Genomic DNA, 24,152 nt, shown 5'->3' with positions numbered 1-24,152 from the left:
GCCTGGACGACCTGCCCTATTTGGTCAGATGCGCCGATGCGATCGCCTGCTGGAACAGCGCGGTAAGCGCTGCGCCGATGCTGCCACTCGAATCGACCTCGTAGTAGTAGCCCGGGCTGGCGCACGATTTCATGATGCCGCTGATCGAATCCCGCCATGGCGCGATATAGGTCGTGTACCAGCTGTTGTTGGTGATCGCGAGATAGGTGGTGTAGAGCACGGCGATCTTGATGCCACGAGCCTTCAACGCATCGCAGGTCGTCGTGTTCAGCGGCTCCTGACAGCGCCCACCGGAGAGCACGGTCTTGCTGCAGGTCGTCGGATAGGAGTAGTCGGCGACACCGTCGGAGACGAAGAACAGCCATTTCTGCGGGCTCGTCGACGAGCCGTCGCCCTGGGTCGGGATGACGCCGTTCATCGCGGACATCGCGCCGTCGAAATCGCTGCACATGTCGTTGTTGTAGCCGCTGTAGGGGATCGTCATCAGGTCGAGCGAACCGACCGACGATTTCACCGAGGACATGCTCGAGGACAGGCTGGCGATGGTCGTGAGGCCGAGCGAGCCGCAGTCGCTGCCCAGGCTGTACACCGCCATGCGGTACTGGTTGCTGACGACCTGGCTGGCGGTCGCCGTGTCCGTGAGCGACTGCGTCGCGCTCCGGACGACGTCGATGCGCATCGTCACGCCCTTCTTCTTGGCGATGGAATAATAGCTGTTGGTCTGCAGCGTCTTCTTCGAGCTGGACGTATAGGTGTCGTGGCAGGCGAAGGCGCACTTGTCGGACGTCGCATTCTGCAGCGTCGTCATGTCGGCCGTGGTCGCGCCGAGACCCTGCGACGGCGAGTTGTCGAGCAGAACGTAAAAGTCCATGTAGGTCGGGAACGAGGCCGAAGCCGACGACGAGGCCGAGACCGTCATGGTCGGGTAGCCGAACATGTGCATGAAGGCCGTCTTGACCACCACGGTGGCGCTGCCGGTCACGGTCCGCGCGGTGACGCTATCGCTGATATCGATGTTCAGCGAGTCCGCCGCCAGATTGTGCGCCGACATCTGGCCGTTGAACATGTTGGTCGCCGCCGTCTTGGCGTCCGACGCGGCGCCGCGCATCGCGGTGTAGCCGGTCGCGGCCAGCATCGCGGCGTCCATCGAAGCCGACAGCTTCGCCTTGGCGCGCACGGCCATCGAATAGTCGATCGCCGAGCCGACGAAAGCGAGGATCGGAAGCAAAGCAAGCGCGAAGATGATCGCGATGTTGCCGCTCTGGTCGCGACGAAACTGCGACAGTAACCTGAGGTATCTATTTCCGGCCAGCACGGCCACACTCCAACGAACACGGTGATGTTGCCGGGAATGTTGCGGATCAAGCGTTGCATTGGAATTGATGGAATTGCCGAGAATTGGTTACGTTGCGTTTCCGATTGTCGTAAGCGGCCTTCCTGCGGTGCCGTTGCACCACTCGGAGCGACATGACCGACATGCGGACGCTTTTTTTGGCGGGCCCCGGCATCGAATGCCGGACGGATCTCATCGGCCCGCCGCCCCTGATCGGGCGCGGCACCCCTCCTCTGGTACCCCGATTGCAAAGCGGCGGCACCGATTGCATAGTCCGCGCGGTTTGCAGCGCCGGGGCGCGCTGATTCTCTGGGGGAGTTGGGGACGACGATGGCGGATGCCGATCTTGATGCCGTGATCCGGCAACTGGCCAAGCAGCAGAACAAGGCCATTCTGGCAGCGGCGAAGAAGCGCAAGGACCGCTTCAACGGCATGGCCGTCAAGGCCAAGGACAAGGACGCCAAGGAGCGCTTCAAGCTGCTCGCCCGCGAGGCGGTCGAGCAGGCCAATGCCGCCGCCCGACGGCTCCTGATCTCCGCCGACAACGTCGCCGACAGCTACGCCCGCGCGATGCGCCAGGCCGCCGCCGCGGAGCTGCCCAGGAAGCCGGAGACCAAGCAGCCGGAGAAGAAGGCCGACGGTGCGGCGGCCAAGCCGCAAGGCGGCAAACAGGCTGGCAAGGCTGCCAGGAGGGATCCTGCGAGGCCCGCGCCGAAGAAGGCCGCCCGGAAGGCCTGAGCCGGCCATCGAGCGCGGGACGCCGCGCCACTCCGGAAAATTCCGCGCTCGATAGCAACCATCGCCGCGCCCTTCGACTTGCCTCCGCAACATTCTGTCCGGAGGACCGTATGAAGGCGCTGGTTTGGCATGGCAAAGAGGACATTCGCTGCGACACCGTCAGCGATCCCGAGATCGAGCATGACAGGGATGCCATCATCAAGGTGACGAGCTGCGCGATCTGCGGCTCCGACCTGCATCTGTTCCACAACTACATCCCGGCGATGATGCCCGGCGATATCATGGGCCACGAGACCATGGGCGAGGTCGTCGAGGTCGGTTCCGGCGTCAACGGCAAGCTCAAGAAGGGCGACCGCATCGTCGTTCCCTTCACCATCATCTGCGGCGAATGCGAGCAGTGCCGGCGCGGCAATTTCTCGGTTTGTGAGACCACCAACCGCAACAAGCATCTTGCCGAGAAGGTGTTCGGACACACCACTGCGGGCCTGTTCGGCTACACGCATCTCACCGGCGGCTATCCGGGAGGCCAGGCCGAATACCTGCGCGTGCCGTTCGCCGACGCCACGCACATCAAGGTTCCCGACGGCATGACGGACGAGCAGGCGCTGTTTCTCAGCGACATCTTCCCGACCGGATGGCAGGCGGCCGCGCAATGCGACATCGAGCCGGACGATACGGTCGCTGTGTGGGGCTGCGGCCCGGTGGGACAGATGGCGATCCGCAGCGCCATCCTGCTCGGCGCCTCCCAGGTGATTGCGATCGACCGCATTCCGGAGCGGCTGGCGATGGCCGAGGCCGGCGGTGCCATCCCCATCAATTTCGACAAGGAGAGCGTGGTCGGGCGGCTGAACGAGCTGACCGACAACAAGGGCCCGGAGAAGTGCATCGATTGCGTCGGCTTCGAGAGCCACGTCACCCTTGCGCAGCCCGACAGCGTGATCGATCGCGCCAAGCAGATGTTCATGCTCGAGAACGACCGGCCGCACGTGCTGCGCGAGATCATCTATGTCTGCCGTCCCGGTGGCATCGTCTCGATCCCCGGCGTCTACAGCGGGCTGTCCGACATGGTGCCAATGGGCGCGCTGATGAACAAGGGCCTGACGATCCGCACCGGCCAGACCCACGTCAACCGCTGGACGGACGACCTCGTGCAGCGCATCGAGGATGGCCAGATCGACCCGTCCTTCGTCATCACCCACACCGTGCCGCTCGCGCAGGGACCTGAGATGTACCGCGCCTTCCGCGACAAGCAGGACAGCTGCGTCAAGGTCGTGCTGAAGCCATAAGGGATCGCATCGCATGTTTCATTTCTCGAATCTCGTGAGATCCAAGGGCGACCCCAAGATCATCTCGACCGGCCCCAGCTCGCTGACGCCGGCCGATCGTCTGGCCCGCGGGCTCGGCTGGTTCAGCATCGTGCTCGGCACGCTGGAGCTGCTGGCGCCGCACCGCGTCACGCATGCGCTCGGCATGGAGGGCCGCGAGGGACTGGTGCGGGCCTATGGCGTGCGCGAGCTGTTCGCCGGCGTGCTCACGCTGTCGGTGGAGAAGCGGGCCGGCCTGCTGAGCCGCGTCGCCGGCGACGGGCTGGACATGCTGACGCTGGCCGGTGAGCTCAGGCCGAGCAATCCGCGCGCGGGCAGCGTGCTGGCGGCGCTGGTCATGGTCGGAGGCATCACGGCGCTGGACTACATGTGCGCCCAGGACGTCAAGAGGCAGCACGATCCGCGACGCGGCCGCAAGCGCCTCTATAGCGACCGCAGCGGCTTTCCCAGGGGCATCGCGGCCGTGAGGGGCGCGGCGCTGCCGCGGCCGTCGCTCAGCACCTCCGCGACCTAGCCGGCCTGTGACAAAGCGTCCTGAAGCTACGGCTTCAGGACGACAGAGAACAGGCGAAAGCCCGCGACCTTCGGAAACGCCTCCGCGGCCTCCGGCGAGACCAGGGCCACCACGGCCGCGCTCACCTCGCCATTGTTCAACCGGGTGATCGCGGTGGCCTGCCCTTCCAGCAGCAGCACCTCCGTCGCACCGGCCGCATTCATGGCCGCGGTGATCTTCGCGTTGGACTTGGCGTAGCGCTCGTCGATCGCGATCACCTTGCCGCTGAGATCGCCCAATCCGCGCACGGTGGGACGCGCTAGCAGCACCGCGACGAGATGACTGTCGGCGGGCCCTTCTGGGACACGCAGCGCGGTCATCCGCTCGGCCAGCTCGGCCGCCACCGTCACCGCAGCCACCATGACGTCGCTCTGGACCTTGGCCGGATTCGGCATATCCGTCGTGACGGAGGGGGTCTTGATCACCGGCGCGGGCGCGCCGTCAGCCGGCGCGACCGGATCGGGCCGCGGCGTTCGCGCCGGTGCCGCGAGCGGCTTTTCGATCGGTTTGTCAATCGCCTTTTCTACCGGCCGTTCAGTCGGCCTGGCGGTGACGATTTGCGACTTGACCCGGCGCTTTGCGGCGCGGGCGTGCTTGCGCTGCAGAGTCGCGCGGCGCGCGACCGCGGCTGCAGGCTTGTGGATCGTGTCGGCAGGCTCCGATGATTGCGGCGACTGGTCGGCGACCGGACCGTCCACGCAGGGCCTTCCGCTCAGATCGACGCAAGGCGAGGCCACCTGCGGCGTCACCTGGTGGCTGCAGCCGGCCAGGGCCAAGGTTGAAACGACGGCCAACGCGCCGAGACAAAGCGCTCTCACTTTTCCGCTCCTGACGACTCTCCCGCGCACGAGACGCGCCTCTGCTCCGGCCTGCTATTTCAACGGCCATCCGTTAAACTCAGGCTTAAGCGCCGGTCCCGCCACGCGGACTCAGTGAGGCGTGGTTAATGTCGCGCGCACAAGGCGGCGACATTGGCCGGCCTCGGCCGCGAGACCCCGGCATTCCCTCAGCGGATATCAAATAGGCTTCACGCCGCCGCGGGGGCGTGCACGAATTCCGTTGATCGGATCACCGCGCGCCGCCATGTTGCGGAAGGTTCGTCGCGACGCCCCGCGTTCCCTGCGCCCGCCGCGGCGGAACGAAGCGCCGCCGCAGATGTTTCTCGAACTTGCGAAGGATGCTCCATGGCCAAGACAGACCCCGCAGCCGGCAAGCCGATCGCCGATGCCGCGCTCGCCAACATTCCGCGGCTGATCACGGCCTATTATGCGCTGAAGCCCGACCCGCACCAGCCGACCCAGCGCGTCGCGTTCGGCACGTCGGGCCATCGCGGCTCGTCGTTGAAGACCGGCTTCAACGAGAACCACATTCTCGCCACCAGCCAGGCGCTCTGCGACTACCGGCGCCAGCAGGGCCTCGACGGCCCCCTCTTCGTCGGCATCGACACCCACGCGCTGGCCGAGCCGGCGCTCGCCAGCGCGCTCGAAGTGTTCGGCGCCAATGGCGTCGAGGTGATGGTCGACAAGGACGGCGGCTACACGCCGACACCGGTGATCTCGCACGCCATCATCTCCTACAACAAGGGCCGCACGGCGCATCTCGCCGACGGCGTCGTCATCACGCCGTCGCACAATCCGCCGGAGGATGGCGGCTACAAATACAATCCGCCGCATGGCGGTCCCGCCGACACCGACGCGACCGCCGAGATCGAGCGGCAGGCCAATGTCTATCTCGCCAACGACCTCGATGGCGTGTCGCGCATCAGCTACAGCCATGCCAAGCAGCGCGACTCGGTGCGCGCTTACGACTACATCACGCCCTACGTCGCCGATCTCGCCAACACCGTCGATCTCGACGCCGTCAAGGCGGCCGGCATCAAGATCGGCATCGATCCGCTCGGCGGCGCGGCGATCGCCTATTGGGCGCCGATCATCGAGCGCTACGGCCTCAATGCCACCATCGTGAACGAGCTCGTCGATCCCACCTTCCGCTTCATGACCGCGGACTGGGACGGCAAGATCCGCATGGACTGCTCTTCGCCCTACGCGATGGCGAGCCTGATCGGCATGCGCGAGCGCTTCGACGTCGCGTTTGCCAACGACACCGACGCCGACCGCCATGGCATCGTCACGCGTTCGGGCGGGCTGATGAATCCGAACCACTATCTGGCGACGGCCATCTCCTATCTGTTCGCGCACCGGCCCGATTGGCGAAGCGACGCCGCGATCGGCAAGACCATCGTATCGAGCTCGATGATCGACCGCGTCGCGCGCAAGCTCGGCCGCAAGCTCGTCGAAACCCCCGTCGGCTTCAAATGGTTCGTCGAGGGCCTCGGCTCCGGCAGCTTCGGCTTCGCCGGCGAGGAGAGCGCGGGCGCGTCGTTCCTGAAGCGCGACGGCACGGTGTGGACCACCGACAAGGACGGCCTGATCCTCGGACTGCTCGCGGCCGAGATCATGGCCAAGCGCGGCCGCGACCCGAGCGAGCTCTACAAGGAGCTGACGGCAGAGCTCGGCGCGCCGGTCTATGAGCGCATCGACGTACCGGCGAGCCCGTCGGCAAAGGCGGCGCTGAAGGCGCTGACGCCGGAAATGCTGAACCTGAAGGAGCTCGCCGGCGATCCCGTTCGCATGGTGCATACGAAGGCTCAGGGCAACGGCCAGTCGTTCGGCGGCATCAAGGTCGAGACCGACTACGGCTGGTTCGCGGCGCGACCCTCCGGCACCGAGGACGTCAACAAGCTCTATGCCGAGAGTTTTCGCGACGCCGAGCATCTCAAGCGGATCCAGAGCGAGGCCCAGGCGGCGCTGGCGAAGGTGGGATGAAAGGGCGAGTAGCGAATAGGGTTCTCGCCGTTTCCCATTCGCCATTCGCTATTCGCCCCTGCCCCCTTCCCTCCCGCCCCCCGCATCGGATATCGATGGCTGGACAACGACCTGACAGCCATCGGTGAGACCGGATGCGAAGCTCTTCGACTGCCTTGCGCGTCACCTTCAGCGCGCTCGCAACCACGTTCATGCTGGTTGTCAGCGCCGCGGCGCAAATGGCGCCGGAGGCGGCCGCACCGCGTCCGAGGCCGGCGCCATCGATGCGCGCCGCGGCCTGCCATAACGGCCAGAGCTTCGACCGGTTTCTCGCCGAGCTGAAGCAACGCGCCATTGCCGAAGGCGTGTCGCAGCGCGCGATCGCGGCCGCCTCGCCGTACCTCACCTACAACCAGGGCATCGTCAATCGCGACCGCGGCCAGCGGGTGTTCGGCCAACTGTTCACCGAGTTCGCCGGCCGGATGGCCGCGCCCTACCGGATGCAGAACGGCCAGCAGCACATCCGGATGCATGCGGCAGCGTTCGCACGCGCCGAGAAGGAGTACGGGGTGCCGCCGGCGGTCATCGCCGCGTTCTGGGGCCTGGAGAGCGATTTCGGCGCCAACATGGGCAATTTGCCGGTGCTGCCGTCGCTGGTGTCGCTGGCCTATGATTGCCGCCGCAGCGAGCGCTTCCAGAATGAGACCATCGCCGCGCTGAAGGTCATCGACCGCGGCGATCTCGCGCCGGAGGAGATGATCGGCTCCTGGGCCGGCGAGCTCGGTCAGACGCAGTTCCTGCCGACCCACTACGTCACCTATGCCGTCGACTATGACGGCGATGGCCGCCGCGACCTCTTGCGCAGCGCGCCCGACGTGATCGGCTCGACCGCGAACTACATCGCGACCGGACTGAAATGGCGCCGCGGCGAGCCGTGGCTGGAGGAGATCCGCGTGCCCCAGGCGTTTCCGTGGGAGCAGGCCGATCTCACCGTCAAGGCGCCGCGCAGCAAATGGGCCGGCCTCGGCGTGACTTATGCCGATGGCCGGCCGCTGCCGAACGATGCGCTCGACGCCTCGGTGCTGCTGCCGATGGGCCGCAACGGCCCGGCGTTCCTGGCCTATGCCAATTTCGCCGCCTACACCGAGTGGAACAATTCGCTGATCTATTCGACCACCGCCGCCTACCTTGCCACCCGCATCGCCGGCGCGGCGCCGATGCGCAAAGCCAGCGGCCCGGTCGCGCAACTGCCGTTCAACGAGATCAAGGAGCTGCAGCAGCTCCTGGTGAAGGCCGGTTTCGACGTCGGCAAGGTCGACGGCGTGCTCGGCCAGCAGAGCCGTATCGCGGTCAAAACGATGCAGGTGCGGCTCGGGCTGCCGGCCGATTCCTGGCCAACGGCGGAACTGCTCGTACGCATGCGCGGCACGCCGCGGGCGCAGGCGGCGCCGGCTTCAGCGACAGCGACACGGTAGGTGAGCCGACATCATCGCGCGGCGCTCCTCGTCTCTCAATTGCAGATGACTTATTGTCCGACTTCATGCGGACCGTGTCGTCCGCTCTTCGCTATTCCAATTTATCACCTCGGAATTGGACGGCCAGATGATCGCTCAGGACAAAAGCGCGAGCAGACGGGCAATTGAAGCCCGATTTGGCTTGTAGCGCCGATCTTCATCCTGACCCTGTTCGGCCACCCAGGCTCGTCGTTCTCCACGACCTCGATCCGGCATTTCGGCCACGGCTTGGGGAAATCCTCCAGGGGACGCGTCCACAATCGCCGTGACCTCAGCGTGAACGACTGGAATGCACGGCGACCGCAAAAACCAGAAAGATGCAGTTGCATTCTCTTGGACGCCGCCCCATCTCCGAGGGCGCGCGCTTTCGTCGCGACGTCTCCTGCCAAAAGAGAGCATCATGTCCTTTTACGATTCGACCGTGCCGGCCTACCTCCAGATCCTCGGCAGCCTGTCCGGCCTGCTCAGCAAGGCCGAGGCCCATTGCGAAGCCAAGAAGATCGCCCCCGAGGTGCTGCTCGGCGCACGGCTGTACCCGGACATGCTGCCGCTCTCCAAACAGATCCAGCTCGCCTGCGACTTCGCCGCCAAGGGCTGCGCGCGGCTTTCCCATAGCGAGGTCCCGAGCACGCCCGACACCGAGACGACGTTCGCCGAGCTTCGCCAGCGGCTTGCCAGAACCATCGATTACCTGAAGACGTTCCAGCCGGCGCAGTTCGAAGGGGCCGATAGCCGCGACGTCACCTTTCCAAGCGGGCCCAACACCACGCTGACCCTGAAGGGGCAGGACTTCGTCAACCGCGTCTCGTTTCCGAACTTCTATTTCCACGCCGCGATCGCCCACGGCATCCTCCGCCACAACGGCGTCGAAATCGGCAAGCGGGACTTCCTGGGCGTCGCCTGATCCCTTTCGTCTATTGCGACAGGCTATCCAACGGATGGCCCGTTGCGGCCGCTCCATCGCGCGGCACGTCTGCGCCGGACGGATACCTCGCGGCATTGCGCTGTTCGCGGCAATGCACAACTGACCACGATTCCCTCCCCTCTCCTGGAAATATCCCGATGAGTGCATCCAAACTGTTCGCGCCATATCAGCTCGGTCCGGTCACCCTCGCCAATCGCGTCGTGATGGCGCCGTTGACCCGCAACCGCGCGGTGGACGGCCTCGCCCCGGGTCCGCTGACGGCCGAATATTACAGCCAGCGCGCCTCCGCCGGCCTTCTGATCTCCGAGGCCAGCCAGGTCTCGCAGCAGGGCCAGGGCTACCAGGACACGCCTGGCATCTATTCCAAGGAGCAGATCGCCGGCTGGCGCAAGGTGACCGACGCGGTGCATGCCAAGGGCGGGCGCATCTTCATCCAGCTCTGGCATGTCGGCCGTATCTCCCATGTCTCGCTGCAGCCGAATGGCGGTGCGCCGGTCGCGCCCTCGGCGATCGCGGCCAAGACCAAGACCTTCGTCGGCGGCGCGTTCACCGACGTCTCGACGCCACGTGCGCTCGAGCTCGCGGAAATTCCCGGCATCGTCGCGGCGTTCAAGCAGGCCGCGCTGAATGCGATCGAGGCCGGCTTCGACGGCGTCGAGATCCATGGCGCCAACGGCTATCTGCTCGACCAGTTCGCCAAGGACGGCGCCAACAAGCGCACCGACGCCTATGGCGGGTCGATCGAGAACCGCGCAAAGCTGATGCTCGAGGTTGCCAAGGCCGTGTCGGAAGCGATCGGCGCCGACAGGACCGGCATTCGGCTATCTCCGGTGACGCCGGCCAACGACATCTCGGATTCCAATCCGCAGGCGCTGTTCGACTACATCGTCGACCAGCTCGCGGCACTGAATCTGGTCTACATCCACGTGATCGAGGGGGCGACCGGCGGCCCGCGCGACGTTGCGCCGTTCGACTACGCGTCGCTGCGCAAGCGCTTCAAGGGCACCTACATCGCCAACAACGGCTATGACCTCGCGCTCGCGAACAAACAGCTCGATGCCAACGCGGCCGACCTGATCGCCTTCGGCCGGCCGTTCATCGCCAACCCGGATCTGGTCGAGCGGCTCAAGGTCAGCGCGCCGCTCAACGAGCTCGACCGCGCCACCCTCTATGGCGGCGGCGAGAAGGGCTACACCGACTATCCGACGCTGAAAGCGGCGCAAGCGGCGGAGTAGTCGCCATCACGTAGGGTTGGTAAAGCAGCCGCCCGCAGGGCGGCCGCGTGCCCACCATGCCTCCGCGAGAGCGGAGGGAGCGGTGGGCACGGCGTACGAGAGGCCGCGCCTGTCGCAACATCTCGCTTCGCGCCTTTGCCCACCCTGCGCTCCTGCGATCCGGCGCATCCCCACCTACATCATGCTGCCGGGCAGGAAGCATCGCACATCGATGCGCAGGCCCGTATTCAGCTCGCGATAATACACCGGCCATACCATCGTCCGGCCGGCGCGATTGGGCTCGGTCACCACGGCCTCTTCCGGAACGACCCACCATTGGCCTTCAATGCGAACACGGTAGCGGCCATCCTTCGTGTCCCAATCCGTGTCCGAGAGCGCGGTGCCATCCGCATCCGAGCAGCACGGCCCCTTGCCCGAACGCAAACTCTCGAACCAGCCCTTGAGCGGAGAATTGGCGTAACGCCCATCGAGATCGCGCGCCGCCGCATCACCAAGCAGCAGAGAATGCGCCCCCAGACTGCCAGCGAGAAGCACGACAGAGATTGTCGCTCGTATCCAAGGAGGCACGTGGGGCCGGTGAACGGCATCCATCGATGACGTGATGATCGATACAAGGCTTGAAGATCTACGGCTCATATGCGCCACCTCGCTGCTCGATACGATGCGCAATAGCTGGTCGGGTTCTGTGGCGAAAGTTCGTAGTTGGCGAAGGCCGGCAGCAACTAATCGCGATGCTTCGCAAATTCCACAGGCGCGCAGCGATCTCGTTCACGAGGTCAGCGGGATAATTGCCCAAAATCCATCGTGAGCAGACTCATCGACGATTCATACCGGCTGCGTAGGGTGGGCAAAGCAGCCGCCCGCACGGCGGTCACGTGCCCGCCGTGCATCCGCGCAAGCGGAAGGAATGGTGGGCACGGCGCGCGGTGGAGTTGAGCTCGTGACATGCAGTATCGCACGCGCGCCTTTGCCCACCCTACGGCAGCGGAGACACGTCACGCTTTTAGTCAAGCAAGAAGAAGGCCGGGATTTCTCCCGGCCTTCCTGCCACGGTGGGGGCTGCCGTGGCGCGGCGCGGATAAGCCTATGGCGGCTGGTCGTCCGCTCCTGAGGCTCAGAACTTCGCCCGGATGCCGGCATAGGCCGCGAGCGGCATTCCCGGAACCATACTGCGCGGATCGTTCAACGCGAACGCCGTTCCGCCGCCGGCGGTGTTGAAGCCGGCGGGGTCGAACACGGTACCTGCCGAGTAATAGCGCTGATTGAACAGGTTCTGGATCAGGCCGAACACCTCGACGTTCTTGGTCACCTGATAAGATGTGTTGACGTTCACGACCCAGTAGGCCGGGACCTTCGGGTAGACGTTGGTCTCGTCGTGCAGCAGGTACTGGCTGCCGACATAGTTGACGCTGGCCCCGACCTTCCAGGCGTCGGTCACGGCATATTCTGCGCCGAGCTTCAGGCGGTGCGCCGGAATGCCGGGAATGTGGTTGCCGGAGACGACGCCGACCGGCACCCGGAGGAACGGATCGTTGACGTCGAAGGCGCTGCGGAAGGTGGCGTCGATGAAGGTGTAGTTGGCGTAGGCGGTCCACCGGTTCCAGGCCAGGTCGACCTTGGCCTCGACACCCTGGCGCAGCGTGGTGCCGGCGTTCTTGAAATAGCCGCGCACCGGGTTGGCCGGGTCGACCACCTGGATGATGTCGTCGGAATTCTCGGTGCGAAACAGGCTGAGGCCCCAGCGCAGCCGCCAGCCATCATCGACCGCCACCGATTTGATCGGGGCCTTGCGGTAGGCCGGCAGGTCGGCAGCGTAGGCCGAGCGGCCGCCGGAAATCTCGCCGCGCAGGCCGCCTTCAACGGTGCGCGACACCACCTGCTTGAGCGGCGGATCGGCGATCAGGAAGTTGTCGATCAGGCAGGGATTGGCCGGATCGGAGCAGCCGAGCTCGAGCGGCGTCGGCGCACGGTTGGCTTCTGAATAGCCCGCGTAGGCGGTCATGTCAGGCGTGATCTTGTAGGTCAGGCCGACCACCGGGTTGAAGCGCTGGAAATTGTTGTTGCTGTTCAGGAGCGGCGCGAAGCCGGTCTGGTCGCGCAGGTTGATCTGCGCCCAGTTGAAACGGCCGCCGGCCGTCAGCGCCAGCTGCGAGGTGATGTCGAAGGTGTTGGTCGCATAGATGCCGAGATAGGTGTTCTTGGCATTCAGATTGACGGGAGCAAGGCCCGCGTTGGGCTGGTCGATGTAGACGCCGAGGCCGGTGACGAACAGGTTGTTGTCGATGGTGCCGAGCTCGGATGTGGCCTGGAAGTTGGTATTGCCGTGATCGACGCTGGCGCCGACGACGAAATGGTTGTCATGGCCGAAGAGCTGCGTCGTTGAGGTCGCCTGCAGCGAGCCGCCATAGCCGTCGGTCTTGACGGTATTGCGGTCGATCTGACCGAGCGCCGCATCGCCCGCCAGCGTATTGGCGGTCGGACCGTTGCGGTTCATCTGGAACTCGGTGCCGGCGGCATCGCTGAGACAGAATTCTCCGGGGAACGCGCCCGCGGGGTCGCAGGCCGCAACCTCGGTGGTATTGCCATCGACGCGCGCGGATTTGTAGTTGCGGTAATAGCCGTTGGCCTGGATCGACAGCGTGTCGGTCGGCGTCCACTTTGCGCTCGCCTGCACCATCTGCATCTGCAGATGCAGCGACTGCGGCCAGGTATAGACGCTGGACCAGCGCTGGTTCAGCATCTCGATCGGTGTCGCGGCGACCGAGCCGAGCTTGTTGTCGGCACCGGTGAAGGAGAGATGGAATTCGGTGTTGTCGCCGCGCGCGCCGAAATCGGCATACATGCGCCGGATCTGCGAGGCCGACGAGTAGTCGCGCCAGCCACGGTCATAGGCGCCTTCCGCCGCGATGTAGGCCGAGTAGGTGCCGTTGTTCCAGCCGTATTGCGCGCCCGACTGGATCCGGCCGAACGAGCCGCCGAACAACTGCGCTTCCCCGCCCTGGTAGGTGAAGCCGTTCTTCATCTCGATCGACATCGCGCCGCCGGTGGCGTTGAGGCCGAACAGCGGGTTGTTCGGCATCAGGGTCATGCGCGCGATCGCCATTTCCGGGATCAGGTCCCAGTTCACGACGTCGCCGAAGGCCTCGTTGATGCGGGTGCCGTTCTGGTAGACGGCGATGCCCTGCGGCGTCCCGAGCACGGGTGAGGCGGTCTGACCACGATAATTCAAGTCGCGCTGGAACGCGTTCCCGGTCTGGTCGCTGAGGGAGACCCCAGGCACCGATTGCAGGATGCTGTCGAGCAGCGTCGGCGCGCGGCTGTGGTCGAGCTCCCGCGCCCCGATGGTTTCGACATTGGAAGGAATCTTGTCCTTCGCGATCTCGCTGCCCTGAACGGGCGAGACGCCGACCACCTCGATGGTCTGCAGGGTTTGCTGCGCGAACGCAGCCGCAGGCAGCAACGCACAGGTCGCGAGAAGCGCGCTCTTCAGCGCCGACAGTCTGGTCAAGACGTCCCCCAGTTTCTTGTCGACCGGATCCGGCAACAGCCCACGCCCCTGAGCCTTTACCCGCACCAGAACTGGCCGATTTACCCGTTTACGAACGTTAACATTCGTAAACAGCCCTCCAGTTCGTCGCAACGGGCAATATTCTTCGGCCCCTAGGGACAATCTTCCCGGATCCGGAAAGTGGCGATCGATTCGCCGAGCTATCTCCCAGCCTCGGCCGCACTGTTGCACCCGATCCTGGTTTGCAAGGGAACTCACATGGTAGAGGAAGCATCGGCGCCGTCGGCGCCATAAGGGCAAGACCTTCATCGGATGTATCGCGTTCTGCTCGTCGATGACCACCCGGTCGTGATCACGGCCTGCCGCTGGCTGCTGAACGAAGCCGGGATCCGCGCGCTGTCCGAGGCACACGATGCCGACAGCGGGTACCAGGCCTATGTTCGTGACCGGCCGGATGTCGCGATCGTCGATCTGCGCCTGCCCGGGCAGGAGCTCGGCGGCATCAGTCTGATCGAACGCATGCGGTCGCACGATCCCCGCGCCCGGATCCTGGTCTTCAGCATGCATGCCGATCCGCGCATCGTCCGCTCGGCGATCGACGCCGGCGCCAGCGGCTATCTGCTGAAGGACGCGCCGCCGCACGAGCTGCCCAAGGCGTTGGAGCAGGTTCGAGCCGGCGGCACCTATCTCGATCCGCAGCTCGCCACCCGCATCGCCCTGCTCCGCGCCAACCCGGACGGCATGGCGACCCCTGCGCTGACCCCGCGCGAGCGCCAGGCCCTTGCGCTGCTGGCCCAGGCGAAATCCTATCAGGCGATCGCCGACCATCTCGGCATCAGCTACAAGACCGTCATCAACCTGACCTACCGGCTGCGTCAGAAGCTCGGGGCCCGCAGCCTGCCCGATCTGGTTCGTCTCGCAGTGGAAATGTCCCGCCCAAGCATGTGAGGGCCAATCGCCTTCCTGCCGGCCCGCCACGAGCATCTGCCTGAAAGACGAGGGCCTGCGACGGTCTCCCGTCACAGGCCCTCGGGCTCATGTCTATGTCGCGTCGGTCCAGTGCGGACCGATGTCTCACTTCAGCAGCTTGGCCACCGACTTCAGCTCTTTCGAGTCGAGCGTGCCGTCACCGTCCGGATCGGCCGCCTTGAAGCGGCCTTCCACCAGCGCGAGATACTCGTCCTTGGTCAGCGTGCCGTCATTGTCGGGATCAGCGGCCTTGAGATCCTTGGCCGAAACGCGGCCGCGCAGCTCCTTGGCGTCGAGCGTGCCGTCGTGGTCGCGATCGAGACGATCGAACAGCGCGCCGGCGGCCGTGCGGACCTCGTTCATGTCGGCGGTGCCGTCCTTGTCGGGGTCGATCGAGGTCAGCAGCTTGGAACGGGCCGGTGCACTGACAGCGATCGTCGACGTGCCGACGATCGCGGCGATGCCGACGGCAGCGGCCGTCATCATCAGTTTCCAATTCATCGAATTGATCCTTTGTCTCCGCCGTCCGAGGGGCGGCGATGAAGCGCACGAAAACAACGTATGCGAGCGTCGGCGGTTTCACCGGCAACGCGCCGCACATCGCTTTGACCTATGGGAGGCCTTGTCATTTCGCAAGTGCAAGAACGCGACGCCCGGGAAATTCCCGCAAGAGCGTCGGGACTAGAACCTCGGTCCGTGCAGGAAATATCTCGCCGGACGTTCACGACGCGGACCGCTATCGTGGTCGAAGACACCTCCTCCTGCCTCGGCCCGGGCATTGGCGACGTGGCGTCCGCGCTTCGCGACATGCCTTGCGGTTCTGGCACCGCTCCCCGATGACGCCTGTCGGACTTGCCCAACCTGACCTCTCTTGCCGGCCTGGGTTTGATTCCACCAGGCTTCCAGCTGGTCCCGCAGCGGCTCCTCCGCGAAGGCGCGTGCATCCGGCAGCAGCGTGGACAGAAGCAGTGTGAGCACCAGTCCGAGCCGCATCGGCCGAGCGGACAAGCGGCGACGATGACCGGGTGTGTGAAGCACGGGCGTGTCCATTCTCTGGCTGATCCGGTGATCAGCAATGCATGCTGCAACGCATGTTTTCCTCGCTCTATGACCTCAATGTGTTTGCAGCACGCCACATTCATCACCGTGTTGAGATTCACTCGCGAAATGGCCGCCATATTGTCCCGGTCAAAATGTCCCGTTCGACTTGCCAAAACATCCCTATTCCTCATCGAAACAGCAAGGGCCGGAGCAATTGCGGCATTCGACGACTGATCGTTTCCCGATCGCGTCATCTTTCAGCCGACAGGCCCGCATGTTTTCGCCCAGCCGACTCGTTAGCTCATTAGTTGAAGGGAGCGCGGGGACATGCAGCCGAACGGCATCGCCAGGAGTACAAAAAGACGATCGCGATTGTACATGGCTGCCGGTGCTCTCGTGCTCGCGCCGTTCGGTGCAGCGGCCGAGGAGATCCAGGGCAATGACCCCGCCTCGCCCGGACATTTCCAGGTCGAACAGCGCTTCGGCTATCTGACAACCTTCAATCCGCAACAGAACGGCGGACGCCGCGTGCCGCAGCGTGCGGTCACCGGCGAGACCGAGATCGGCTACTCGCCAACCGAATGGTATGAGATCGCGTTGACCTCACCTTACGCCTTTGCCCGCACCAATGTGCCGATGGCGCTGGGCAACGTGATGGACAATGGCGTGCCCGGCTATTCATTCCAGTCCGGCGGCGTCACCATTCGCCAGACCTTCATCCAGGGCGACCGGCTCGAGCGCACCGTCTTCCTCGGCCTGGTGTCACGCACCATCCTGGCGCCGCAGGGCGGCCTGACGCCGGACCTGTGGGTCGCCAACAAGGCCGGCGCCGGCCAGCCCGGCGCGCCGCGCTTCGTGCAGGAGGCCACGCCGCGGGTGGCGCAGATGTTCACGCCGATCATCGGCGTCAACCTGCCCAACGACTATCAGCTCATCTTCAACGCCAACATGACCTTCGGCATCGACGGCGCCGGCTCGGCCTTCGAGCCCTCGGTGCGCTTCGTCAAGCGCCTCAGCGATCGCTGGACCGTCGGTATCGAGCATTTCTCCAATCTCGGACCGTTCGGCTACATCCTGCCCTGGAATCAGCAGATGCAGACGCTCTACGCCGTCGCCGACACCCGCTTCAAGGGCTTCGAGCTCAGCTTCGGCGTCGGCTACGGCCTGACCAACGCCTCGCGCGGCCTTGCCGTCAAGACCAGCATCGGCAAGGATTTCTGACCCCGCGCGCCCTCATCCCATGACCAATCATAAGAAAAGGACACTCGTCATGCGTCGCCTCGTCACCGCCTGCGCGCTTCTCATGCTGGCCGGCTCCGCCGCGTTCGCCGAGGACGGCCCGCGCTTCCTCAACCGCACCGGCCAGACGATCGTGAAGATGTACCTGGCGGCCGCCGGCACCAAAACCTGGGGCGCCGACCAGTGCAAGAACGACGACGAGGGCGAGGTCGACCACAATGAGCGCATGACGCTGGTCGGCGTGAAGTCCGGCCGCTACGACATCAAGCTGTCCGAAAAGGGCGGCCGCACCTGCGTCGCCAAGAACATCGAACTCAAGGAAGGCGCGCAGTTCGTCGTGCGCGATACGGATCTGACCGAGTGCAGCAAATAAGTGGCACGCGGCGGCCCCGATATCGCCCTGGATGGCGCCGCGCTCAGCGCGGCCTCAGATGGAGGGGGATCGTGCGCGAGACCTGCGCCTGAGCCATCGCCGGCGGAAAGCGCGGGAACGGCGCGGCGCGTTCGATGATGCCCATCGCCGCGCGGTCCAGCGCCGGCGAGCCCGAGCTTCCAGCGAGCCGCCGCGACAGCAGCCGGCCGTTACGATCGATCACGACGTTCAGCATGACGGTGCCGCTCGCGCCATTGCCGTCGGAGGGATAGGCCGCGGCGCGGCGGATCTGCGCCACCACCTCGGCGTTCCAACTGGCCTGGCCCTCGCGCGCCCCGACGCTGTCCTCGCCGGGATTGGGCGCCGACGCGACACGTGAAGGCCGGGCCGCCGGCGCCGCAGCCGGCTTCGGCGGTGCGGGCTTCCTCTCGGCCCTCTCCTTCGTTTCCTTCTTCTCCACCGGCTTGCGCTCGACACGCTCGGGCACGGGAACGGGCTTCGGCTCCGGCAGTTTCGCCTCGATCGGTTTCGGTGGTGGCGGCGGCGGCAAGACGACATCGTCTGCACGCGGCGGCTCGGGCGCGAGGGCGACCTGTGGCGCGGGCTCCGGCGAGGGAACGACATCCGGCACCGGCTCCGGCTCGGAGGGAGCCGGGACAGGCTCAGCGACGGCCTCGCGCGCGACCGGGTCGTCCTTCACCGGCTCATCCTTTGGCGGCTCCACCGGCGGCGGCTCGGACGCCGGCGCATCCTGCGCCGTCGGCGCCGGCTCGCTCACCACCGCCGGGGTGAACACGACGTCGAAGGCCGGCGCCTGGGCACGCCCCTGCGGCGCGGGACGCAGCAGCAGATAGCCGACGGCGAGCCCGACGTGCAGCCCGCCCACCACCAGCGCGGCGATGGTCCACAGCGTCCGCTCCCGGCGCTGCTCGTGTTCGAACGGATCGAGCGTCAGAACGCTCACTGCGCGCCCCGGTCTTCCAGGGCAACGAGCGCGACCTTGGTGTAGCCGGCGCGGCGCAACGTGTTCATCAGCGCCATCACCTCGCCATAGGGCAGCGTCTGATCGGCGCGCAGCAGCACGCGCTGCTCGTGATCGGACTTGGTGGCGGCATCGAGCGAAGCGGCGATGTCGGCCTGCGCCACGCTCTGGTCGCCAACGGCGAGCGAGCGGTCGGCCTTGAAGGTGACGAAGACCGGCGTCTCCGCGCGCGGCTGCGGCTCGGCCGAGATCGCCGGCAGGTTGACCGGGACGTCGACCGTGGCGAGCGGTGCCCCCACCATGAAGATGATCAGGAGCACCAGCATGACGTCGATGAACGGCGTCACGTTGATGTCGTGCGTCTCCTCGAAGTCGTCGGGGCGCCGGGCAAGCTTGACGGCCATGGCTCACTCCGCCGGATTGGCGATCGACAGCAGCGGCGCGTCGACCGCGCGGATGGCGCTGCGCCGCACCTCTGTGGGCCCCGCGTGCTGCCGGTCGAGATCACGGCTGAGCAGGCGCATGACCGCCACCGATGCATCGGCGATGACGGCGCGATAGCCGCCGGTGGCACGCGCGAACAGGTTGTAGATCACGACCGCGGGAATCGCCGCGGCGAGGCCGAAGGCGGTGGCGAGCAGCGCCTCCGCGATGCCCGGCGCCACCACCGCGAGGTTGGTCGTATGCGCATGCGAGATGCCGATGAAGCTGTTCATGATGCCCCAGACCGTGCCGAACAGGCCGACGAACGGCCCGACCGCGCCGACCGTGGCGAGAATGCCGATGCCGCGGCCGATGCGCGCCACCGCCGCCGCCTCGATCCGCTCGAACTGCCAGGAGACACGCTCCTTGATGCCATCGGCGGGGAGGCCACGCGACTTGTCGATTTCGTCATCGGCGACGGCCAGCAGCCGTCCGACCACACCGTCGTCGGCGGAAATGCGTCCCGTCGCATCCGACAGCGCGCGCGCGGCCATCGCGATGCCGAGCGCGCTGCGCGAGGTGCGCAGCGCCGCGCGGAGCTGGATCGTCTTCACCACCAGAACGGTCCAGGTTGCGACTGAAGCCAGCGCCAGCCCGATCATCACCGACTTCACGACGATGTCGGCCTGCATGAACATGGTCCAGGGCGACAACGCCTCCGGCAGCGTGCTCGCGATATTGGCGATGTGCGCCTGATCCATGGCCGTACTCCCTCGGGGGCCCCGTGGTTGGTGATCACGATCCCGGCGTGGATCGCATGGGGCCATGCCGGATCGTGTCGAGGCCTTGTTGTTTCGCGTCGTTGGGGCAAAGTCACGGCGAAGATCGCGACAATCCCGATCGTCAAAGAGTGCCGCCTGTCCTCACCGGCTTCAAGGCACTTGCTGCGTGGAAGTTGTCCCAGGCGACCCGGGAATAATTCCCGAATGGAACGGGAAGCCCCTCGCCTCTGGGCCAAAAGAAAAGGCCGGGATTGCTCCCGGCCTTCGTGATGGGATCGCCCGGTCGAGCCGGGCGATGACTTCAGAGCGTTGGCTCACTTCGCCTCGGCGCGCTTCGGCGGGGTGGCCGGCCACGACTTGATCAGGGTGTCGTAGTCGATCGTCTCGCCCTTCGGCTTCTCGTTCGCGAGCTTGCGCTGCGGAGCGATGTTGCCGTCCTTGGCCGACTTGTTGAACCAGAACTCGGCCGATTCCTTCTTGTTCAGTTTCGGACCGCACTCGCCCTGGACCTTGGACTTCTCCAGACGCTCGAGGACGGAGTCCTGAGCGGCCGCGAGCGCGTCCATCGCCTGCTGCGGGGTCTTCGCACCGGACGACGCATCGCCGATGTTCTGCCACCACAGCTGCGCCAGCTTCGGATAGTCGGGCACGTTGTTGCCGGTCGGGGTCCACTGCACGCGCGCGGGCGAGCGGTAGAACTCGATCAGGCCGCCGAGCTTCGGCGCACGCTCGGTGAACGACTTGTCCCAGATGTCGGATTCACGGATGAAGGTGAGGCCGACATGGCTCTTCTTCAGCGACACCGTCTTGGAGACGATGAACTGCAGGTACAGCCAGGCGGCCTTGCGGCGATCCGGCGGGGTCGACTTCAAGAGCGTCGCAGAACCGGCGTCCTGGTAGCCGAGCTTCATGCCCTCCTTCCAGTACGCGCCATGCGGCGACGGGGCCATGCGCCACTTCGGCGTGCCGTCCGCATTCACGACCGGCAGGCCGGGCTTCACCATGTCGGCGGTGAAGGCGGTGTACCAGAAGATCTGCTGAGCGACGTTGCCCTGCGCCGGGACCGGACCGGCCTCGGAGAAGGTCATGCCCTGCGCCTGCGGCGGCGCATACTTCTTCATCCAGTCGAGATACTTCGCGATCGAGTAGACGGCCGCCGGGCCGTTGGTGTCACCGCCGCGCTCGATCGACGAGCCGACCGGACGGCAGCCTTCCATGCGGATGCCCCATTCGTCGACCGGCAGGCCGTTCGGGATGCCCTTGTCGCCGTTGCCGGCCATCGACAGCCAGGCGTCGGTGAAGCGCCAGCCGAGCGAGGGATCCTTCTTGCCATAGTCCATGTGGCCATAGACCTTGACGCCGTTGATCTCCTTGATGTCGTTGGTGAAGAACTCGGCGATGTCCTCATAGGCCGACCAGTTCACGGGCACGCCGAGGTCGTAGCCATACTTGGCCTTGAACTTGGCCTTGTAGTCCGGATTGGTGAACCAGTCGTAGCGGAACCAATACAGGTTCGCGAACTGCTGGTCGGGCAGCTGATAGAGCTTGCCGTCCGGCGCGGTCGTGAACGACTTGCCGATGAAGTCGTTGACGTCGAGCATCGGATCGGTGACGTCCTTGCCTTCGCCCTTCATGTAGTCCGACAGCGCGATCGTCTGGCCGTAACGGAAGTGGGTGCCGATCAGGTCGGAGTCGTTGATCCAGCCGTCATAGACGTTCTTGCCGGACTGCATCTGGGTCTGCAGCTTCTCGACGACGTCACCTTCCTGGATAATGTCGTGCTTGAGCTTGATGCCGGTGATTTCGCTGAACGCCTTGGCGAGAGTCTTCGACTCGTATTCGTGAGTCGTGATGGTCTCGGAGACGACGTTGATCTCCATGCCCTTGAAGGGCTCGGCGGCCTTCGCGAACCACTCGAGCTCCTTCTTCTGCTCTTCCTTCGACAGCGTCGAAGGCTGGAATTCGCTGTCGATCCACTTCTGGATCGTGGCGTCGTCCGCACGTGCCGGCACGGACAGCGTCATAGTGGCGGCGAACAGCGCAGCAGCGCTGGTCATCGCGAGATAGCTCGCCTTGGTCAGGTGATGCTTCCTAGGTTTCAAGTGTCGCATGCTTTCCTCCTTGAGCGACAGACGTATCCAGGTCCGGGTTGCCCCCGGATCTGCCCCTTTTCACCTGCGTCAGACGGTGCGGAAGATCGCAACGGCTGATGCAAGCGAAATTGCGGTCGCGAGCCACAGGCTCGAAACCTCAAACCCTTCCTCGCCGATCGGCAAGGTCGCAATCGTGTCGGTGCCGACCAGACCGATCCATACGAGATGAATGACGGCGGCCGAGATCAGCGAGATGAACAGCCGGTCGCCGCGCGTGGTCGGGATGCGCAGCACGCCGACCCGCTCGGCCTCCGGGTAGCGCGCGGCGAGCACGATCATGACGCCGAGCGTGCATGCGAGCGCAGCAAAGAAGATCGCGGTCGGCAAGGTCCATGCCATCCATGCGATGCTGTTCATGGCTATCGGCTCCAGGCGGTAATGGGCCCCCTCCCCCGCTTGCGGGGGAGGGTTGGGGTGGGGGCGCCGCGCGTCGGAGCGCCCGAGAGGAGAGATGCCCCCACCCGTATCGCATCTGACGATGCGATACGGCCTCCCCCGCAAGCGGGGGAGGCGGAACGGAGGCCGTGGCAACAAGCGTGCGTCATCACACCCGTCCCAGCGCGAAGCCGCGCGCGATGTAGTTGCGGACGAACCAGATGACGAGCGCGCCGGGGATGATCGTGAGCACGCCGGCAGCCGCGAGCAGGCCCCAATCCATGCCGGACGCCGAGACGGTGCGCGTCATCACCGCCGAGATCGGCTTGGCGTCGACGGAGGTCAGCGTGCGCGCAAGCAGCAGTTCGACCCAGGAGAACATGAAGCAGAAGAAGGCGGCGACGCCGATGCCGCTCGCGATCAGCGGCACCAGGATCTTCACGAAGAAGCGCGGAAACGAGTAGCCGTCAAGGAACGCCGTCTCGTCGATCTCGCGCGGCACCGACGACACGAAGCCTTCGAGGATCCAGACCGCGAGCGGGATATTGAAGATGCAATGCGCCAGCGCCACCGCCCAGGGCGTATCGAACAGGCCGATCGCCGAATACAGATTGAAGAACGGCAGCGCGTAGACCGCAGCCGGCGCCATGCGGTTCGACAGCAGCCAGAAGAACAGGTGCTTGTCGCCGAGGAAGCGGTACCGCGAGAATGCATAGGCGGCCGGCAGCGCCACGAGGATCGAGATCACCGTGTTGATGATCACGTATTTCAGCGAGTTGATGTAGCCGGAATACCAGCTCTCGTCGGTGAAGATGCGCATGTAGTTGGCCAGCGTCGGCTGATGCGGCCACAAGTTCATCGTGGTGACGATCTCGTTGTTGGTCTTGAAGCTCATGTTGACGAGCCAATAGATCGGCAACAGCAGGAAGACCAGGAATAGCGAGATGATGATCCGACGGCCCGGAATGGTGTTCATCACGCGCCCCCTTTCACCGGCCGCCGCTCGGCGCCGGCATTGGTCATGATGGTGTAGAACACCCAGCAGACGATCAGGATGATCAGATTGTAGACCAGCGACAGGGCAGCCGCCTTGCCGAGATCGAACTGGCCGAGCGCGATCTTGACGAGCTCGATCGAGATGAAGGTCGTCGAATTGCCCGGCCCGCCGCCTGTGACGACGAACGGCTCGGTGTAGATCATGAAGCTGTCCATGAAGCGCAGCAGCACGGCGATCAGCAGCACGCGATGCATCTTGGGCAGCTGGATCGCGGTGAACACCGCCCAGCGCGAGGCGCCGTCGATCTGCGCAGCCTGATAATAGGCGTCGGGGATCGACTTCAGGCCGGCATAGCACAGCAGCGCTACCAGGCTGGTCCAGTGCCAGACGTCCATCAAGATGACCGTGAACCAGGCGTCGGCGTCGTTGGAGACGTAATTGTAGTCCAGGCCGATGGCGTTGAGCGTGTAGCCGAGCAGGCCGATGTCGGAGCGGCCGAAGATCTGCCAGATCGTGCCGACCACGTTCCACGGAATCAGAAGCGGCAGCGCCAGCACGACGAGGCAGAACGCCACGGTCCATCCGCCCCGCGGCATCGACAGCGCCACGACGATTCCGAGCGGAACCTCGATGGCCAGGATCGCGAGCGAGAAGATCAGGTTACGCCCGAGCGAGGCGAGGAAGCGGCCGCCGAGATCGGTCGAGGGATCGAGCAGCTCCTTGAACCAGCCGACGCCATTCCAGAAGAACTGGTTGTTGCCGAACGTGTCCTGCATCGAATAGTTCACCACCGTCATCAGCGGCAGGACAGCGGAGAACGCCACCAGCAGGAACACCGGCAGCACCAGGAACCAGGCCTTGTTGTTGATGGTCTTGTCCATCA

At 65.3% G+C, this 24,152-nt stretch carries 22 protein-coding genes; 10 read left to right on the top strand and 12 right to left on the bottom strand.

The window, feature by feature from the left end:
- Window positions 1–16 precede the first annotated feature (16 nt).
- A complete protein-coding gene (locus tag QX041_RS29105) occupies window positions 17–1,315 on the bottom strand; it encodes a TadE/TadG family type IV pilus assembly protein (protein WP_316167424.1) in 1,299 nt (432 codons plus the stop codon).
- 348 nt (window positions 1,316–1,663) lie between these two features.
- Here QX041_RS29105 and QX041_RS29100 point away from each other — a divergent pair, with 348 nt between their 5' ends.
- From QX041_RS29100 to QX041_RS29090, 3 genes are all read left to right on the top strand, one after another.
- The gene (locus tag QX041_RS29100; RefSeq protein ID WP_315717321.1) at window positions 1,664–2,071 is read left to right on the top strand and encodes a hypothetical protein; all 408 of its coding nucleotides are present in this window, start codon (window positions 1,664–1,666) and stop codon (window positions 2,069–2,071) included.
- 110 nt (window positions 2,072–2,181) lie between these two features.
- Complete coding sequence (locus tag QX041_RS29095) at window positions 2,182–3,357, top strand: zinc-dependent alcohol dehydrogenase (RefSeq protein ID WP_316167422.1); 1,176 nt, start codon at window positions 2,182–2,184, stop codon at window positions 3,355–3,357.
- Window positions 3,358–3,370: 13 nt separating this feature from the next.
- Window positions 3,371–3,910 carry a hypothetical protein gene (locus QX041_RS29090; RefSeq protein ID WP_316167421.1) on the top strand — a complete coding sequence of 180 codons (540 nt, stop codon included), beginning with the start codon at window positions 3,371–3,373 and terminating at the stop codon, window positions 3,908–3,910.
- A gap of 26 nt (window positions 3,911–3,936) precedes the next feature.
- Here the strand turns inward: QX041_RS29090 and QX041_RS29085 are convergent, their stop codons facing one another.
- Window positions 3,937–4,767: a hypothetical protein gene (locus QX041_RS29085; protein ID WP_316167420.1), complete on the bottom strand. Its 831-nt coding sequence runs from the start codon at window positions 4,765–4,767 to the stop codon at window positions 3,937–3,939.
- 366 nt (window positions 4,768–5,133) lie between these two features.
- On the opposite strand from QX041_RS29085, the gene pgm reads away from it, so the two are divergent.
- The 4 genes from pgm (at window position 5,134) to QX041_RS29065 (ending at window position 10,427) form a co-directional block, all read left to right on the top strand.
- Window positions 5,134–6,774, top strand: coding sequence for a phosphoglucomutase (alpha-D-glucose-1,6-bisphosphate-dependent) (pgm, locus tag QX041_RS29080; RefSeq protein ID WP_316167418.1), 1,641 nt, complete (start codon window positions 5,134–5,136; stop codon window positions 6,772–6,774).
- A gap of 218 nt (window positions 6,775–6,992) precedes the next feature.
- Complete coding sequence (locus QX041_RS29075; protein WP_316167540.1) at window positions 6,993–8,228, top strand: lytic murein transglycosylase; 1,236 nt, start codon at window positions 6,993–6,995, stop codon at window positions 8,226–8,228.
- Window positions 8,229–8,667: 439 nt separating this feature from the next.
- Window positions 8,668–9,171: a DUF1993 domain-containing protein gene (locus QX041_RS29070; protein WP_315717326.1), complete on the top strand. Its 504-nt coding sequence runs from the start codon at window positions 8,668–8,670 to the stop codon at window positions 9,169–9,171.
- A gap of 158 nt (window positions 9,172–9,329) precedes the next feature.
- A complete protein-coding gene (locus QX041_RS29065) occupies window positions 9,330–10,427 on the top strand; it encodes an alkene reductase (RefSeq protein ID WP_315717327.1) in 1,098 nt (365 codons plus the stop codon).
- A 174-nt stretch (window positions 10,428–10,601) separates the two neighbouring features.
- Here QX041_RS29065 and QX041_RS29060 read toward each other — a convergent pair whose 3' ends face one another.
- Window positions 10,602–11,018: a hypothetical protein gene (locus tag QX041_RS29060; RefSeq protein ID WP_315717373.1), complete on the bottom strand. Its 417-nt coding sequence runs from the start codon at window positions 11,016–11,018 to the stop codon at window positions 10,602–10,604.
- 523 nt (window positions 11,019–11,541) lie between these two features.
- Window positions 11,542–13,935 carry a TonB-dependent receptor gene (locus QX041_RS29055; RefSeq protein ID WP_316167417.1) on the bottom strand — a complete coding sequence of 798 codons (2,394 nt, stop codon included), beginning with the start codon at window positions 13,933–13,935 and terminating at the stop codon, window positions 11,542–11,544.
- A 312-nt stretch (window positions 13,936–14,247) separates the two neighbouring features.
- On the opposite strand from QX041_RS29055, the gene QX041_RS29050 reads away from it, so the two are divergent.
- Window positions 14,248–14,883, top strand: coding sequence for a response regulator transcription factor (locus QX041_RS29050; protein ID WP_316167416.1), 636 nt, complete (start codon window positions 14,248–14,250; stop codon window positions 14,881–14,883).
- Between the two features lie 126 nt (window positions 14,884–15,009).
- Here QX041_RS29050 and QX041_RS29045 read toward each other — a convergent pair whose 3' ends face one another.
- On the bottom strand, window positions 15,010–15,366 hold the full coding sequence (locus QX041_RS29045) for an EF-hand domain-containing protein (RefSeq protein WP_315717374.1): 357 nt from the start codon (window positions 15,364–15,366) through the stop codon (window positions 15,010–15,012).
- 957 nt (window positions 15,367–16,323) lie between these two features.
- On the opposite strand from QX041_RS29045, the gene QX041_RS29040 reads away from it, so the two are divergent.
- Together QX041_RS29040 and QX041_RS29035 are read left to right on the top strand one after the other, a co-directional pair.
- Complete coding sequence (locus QX041_RS29040; RefSeq protein WP_316167415.1) at window positions 16,324–17,166, top strand: hypothetical protein; 843 nt, start codon at window positions 16,324–16,326, stop codon at window positions 17,164–17,166.
- 49 nt (window positions 17,167–17,215) lie between these two features.
- Window positions 17,216–17,557 carry a hypothetical protein gene (locus QX041_RS29035; RefSeq protein WP_316167413.1) on the top strand — a complete coding sequence of 114 codons (342 nt, stop codon included), beginning with the start codon at window positions 17,216–17,218 and terminating at the stop codon, window positions 17,555–17,557.
- A gap of 43 nt (window positions 17,558–17,600) precedes the next feature.
- On the opposite strand, the gene QX041_RS29030 is transcribed toward QX041_RS29035, so the two are convergent.
- The 7 genes from QX041_RS29030 to QX041_RS29000 form a co-directional block, all read right to left on the bottom strand.
- Window positions 17,601–18,521, bottom strand: coding sequence for a TonB family protein (locus tag QX041_RS29030; RefSeq protein WP_316167412.1), 921 nt, complete (start codon window positions 18,519–18,521; stop codon window positions 17,601–17,603).
- A complete protein-coding gene (exbD, locus tag QX041_RS29025) occupies window positions 18,518–18,943 on the bottom strand; it encodes a TonB system transport protein ExbD (protein WP_316167411.1) in 426 nt (141 codons plus the stop codon). The genes QX041_RS29030 and exbD overlap by 4 nt, the downstream gene beginning before the upstream one ends.
- A gap of 3 nt (window positions 18,944–18,946) precedes the next feature.
- Complete coding sequence (gene exbB, locus QX041_RS29020) at window positions 18,947–19,723, bottom strand: tonB-system energizer ExbB (protein ID WP_315827007.1); 777 nt, start codon at window positions 19,721–19,723, stop codon at window positions 18,947–18,949.
- Window positions 19,724–20,058: 335 nt separating this feature from the next.
- Entirely contained in the window at window positions 20,059–21,801 is a 1,743-nt protein-coding gene (locus QX041_RS29015) for an ABC transporter substrate-binding protein (RefSeq protein ID WP_315717375.1), read from the bottom strand.
- Between the two features lie 123 nt (window positions 21,802–21,924).
- The gene (locus QX041_RS29010; protein ID WP_315717336.1) at window positions 21,925–22,254 is read right to left on the bottom strand and encodes a DUF2160 domain-containing protein; all 330 of its coding nucleotides are present in this window, start codon (window positions 22,252–22,254) and stop codon (window positions 21,925–21,927) included.
- Window positions 22,255–22,441: 187 nt separating this feature from the next.
- Window positions 22,442–23,248, bottom strand: coding sequence for a carbohydrate ABC transporter permease (locus QX041_RS29005; RefSeq protein WP_315717337.1), 807 nt, complete (start codon window positions 23,246–23,248; stop codon window positions 22,442–22,444).
- The gene (locus tag QX041_RS29000) at window positions 23,248–24,150 is read right to left on the bottom strand and encodes a sugar ABC transporter permease (protein WP_315717338.1); all 903 of its coding nucleotides are present in this window, start codon (window positions 24,148–24,150) and stop codon (window positions 23,248–23,250) included. The genes QX041_RS29005 and QX041_RS29000 overlap by 1 nt, the downstream gene beginning before the upstream one ends.
- Between the last annotated feature and the right edge of the window lie 2 nt (window positions 24,151–24,152).

The organism is Bradyrhizobium sp. SZCCHNRI2009 (assembly GCF_032485115.1).
Classification (GTDB): domain Bacteria; phylum Pseudomonadota; class Alphaproteobacteria; order Rhizobiales; family Xanthobacteraceae; genus Bradyrhizobium.
This window is presented reverse-complemented; position numbering and strand designations above follow the sequence as displayed.